At 69.9% G+C, this 2,070-nt stretch carries 3 protein-coding genes; all 3 read right to left on the reverse strand.

The window, feature by feature from the left end:
- A partial coding sequence (locus AC1DZ6_RS24105; protein ID WP_477099634.1) for an arginine N-succinyltransferase occupies nt 1-106 on the reverse strand: 106 nt, incomplete at its 3' end.
- Nucleotides 107-108: 2 nt separating this feature from the next.
- Nucleotides 109-1,365 (reverse strand): hydrolase, encoded by a 1,257-nt coding sequence (locus AC1DZ6_RS24110; protein WP_477099632.1) that lies wholly within the window; start codon nt 1,363-1,365, stop codon nt 109-111.
- Between the two features lie 192 nt (nt 1,366-1,557).
- The coding region (locus tag AC1DZ6_RS24115; RefSeq protein WP_477099633.1) for a translocation/assembly module TamB domain-containing protein at nt 1,558-2,070 on the reverse strand (513 nt) is incomplete at its 5' end.

The following is a 2,070-nucleotide window of genomic DNA, read 5'->3' on the forward strand; positions in this document are numbered from 1 at the left end:
GGGTGTGCTCGTCCTCCGGCAGGCTGGTGAAGCCGCGGCCCGACAGCACGGCCAACTCCATCAGACTGTCGAAATCGGCGGGCATGGCGGGGCGGACGACGAGCATGCTCAAACGGTCTCCGCGAGGTCGGTCATGGCGGCCCGCAAGGCGGGACCGTCGATCTCGCCGCTCGCCAGCTTCATCAGGATCAGGGCCGACAACTGGGCGCGTTCGACGAAGCTGTCGGGCCAGGCGTGCTYGGCCTCGCTGTGGATGTCGCCGCCGCGCACGCCGAGGGTGTCGACATTGGGCAGGCCAGAGGCGAACAGGTTGTTGCCCTCGCACACCCCGCCGGACGGGTTCCAGCCGATGTCCTGACCGAGCAGMGCGCCGGCCTCCTTCACCGCCCCGAACAGCCGCTGCTGGGCGGCGTTGAACGGCTTGGCGCCGCGGGTGATGGCGCCATGCAGGTGGGCGTGCAGCCCCTCCCCGGTCCCGGCGACGATCTTGGCGACCTCGCCCTCGAACCAGGCCGCGTCGCCGGCCGTCGGGAAACGGACGTTGAAGCGGACCACGGCGACGTCCGGCACCATGTTCAACGGCGCGCCGCCGTCGATCTTGGCGATGTTGCAGGTCACGCCGTCGCGCAGGCCGTTGAGGGCGTGCAGAGCCTGGGCGATCCGCGCGGCTTCCATCACCGCGTTGCGGCCGGCGGCGAAATCGCGCCCCGCGTGGGCGGCTTTGCCGTGGACCACGATGTGGAAATTGCCCGAGCCCTTGCGGGCGCTGGCCAGCGAGCCATCGGCCAGGGCCGGCTCATAGGTCAGGCCCACGTGCCCCTGGCGCGCGAACTCCGCCAGGATCGGCGCCGAGGCGATCGAGCCGATCTCCTCGTCCGGTGACAGCAGTACGCGATAGCCGACGTTGTGGGCCAGCGGATGGCGTTCGAAGGCCTCCAGCGCCGCCAGCATCACCGAGATCCCGCCCTTCATGTCGGCGATTCCCGGCCCGTGCAGCGCGCCGTCAGGCCGGGTGGAGACGGTCTGGAAGCCGGACGTCTCGGGATAGACAGTGTCGTAGTGGCCGGTCAGCACGACCTGGACCGCCGCCTCGGGGCGCACGACCACGGCGATCGCCGCCGGATGGGCCTGCTCGCCGATCCGGCCGTCGGCCCCGACCTCTGGCGAAGCACTCAGCGGAATGTCGGTCGGCGCGGCGGGCAGGTTTGCGAAGGCGTCGAGCAAAACTTGCCGCTGGCGCTGCAGGCCGCCCAGATGGCGACTTCCGGAGTTGATGCCGCACCAGGCGACCGCCCGATCGATGATCTGGGGACCTTGGTCCGCCAGATGTCGCAGAACGGCGCGATCCTCGTCGTTGAGTCGCATGAATTCACGGTCTCCCTCAGTTCAAACTAAACCAAGGGCCGCGGGCAATTCGTGCTTCCTCGCTCAAGGAAACCGGTAGCCCGCGCAACAGCCTTGCTCCGAACACGGCCCGGCTCGGTCGAGGCCAGGGTCGCGATCCGGATCCGTCACTGCGCGCTTCCGCCGCCATGCCTGGAGGCGGAGGAAAGCCGGCTAGTTGTAGTCCTTTCTCCAACGGACCGAAAGCTGGGCGTCGCCCTGGCTGCCGAGCTTGGAGACCAGCGACAGGGCCCGTCGGACTCGCCACTCGACCTGGGCCGAGGGCCCTTCCCGTCCGCCGCCGATGATCTCGACATAGACGTCGTCGGTCACGTACTTGCCGCCGGCCACGGTCATGCCGGTGGCGCTGTCGGCGAAGGACAGTCGGTCCAGCCTGGCCAGGCTGCGCAGGTTGCCGATCACGTCGAACCCGCCGCCGCCCGCCAGCGCGGCCAGGGCCGAGGCCAGTTGCGCGGCCTCGATCGGGGTCAGGTTCGCGGCGGACGAACCGAACAGCACCTGGGACAGCACCTCGTCCTGGGGCAGCTCCGGCTTGGAGGTCAGGGTGATCTCCGGCTTGGCGGCGGTGCCCTGCACCTTGACCACGGCGGTCAGGGTCGGGTCCTCGCGCACGGCGGTCAGGTCCAGCCGGATGCGGTCCAGCTGGGTGGCCAGACGCACCGTGCC

It is taken from the genome of Caulobacter sp. P1_B12_2 (assembly GCF_056406675.1).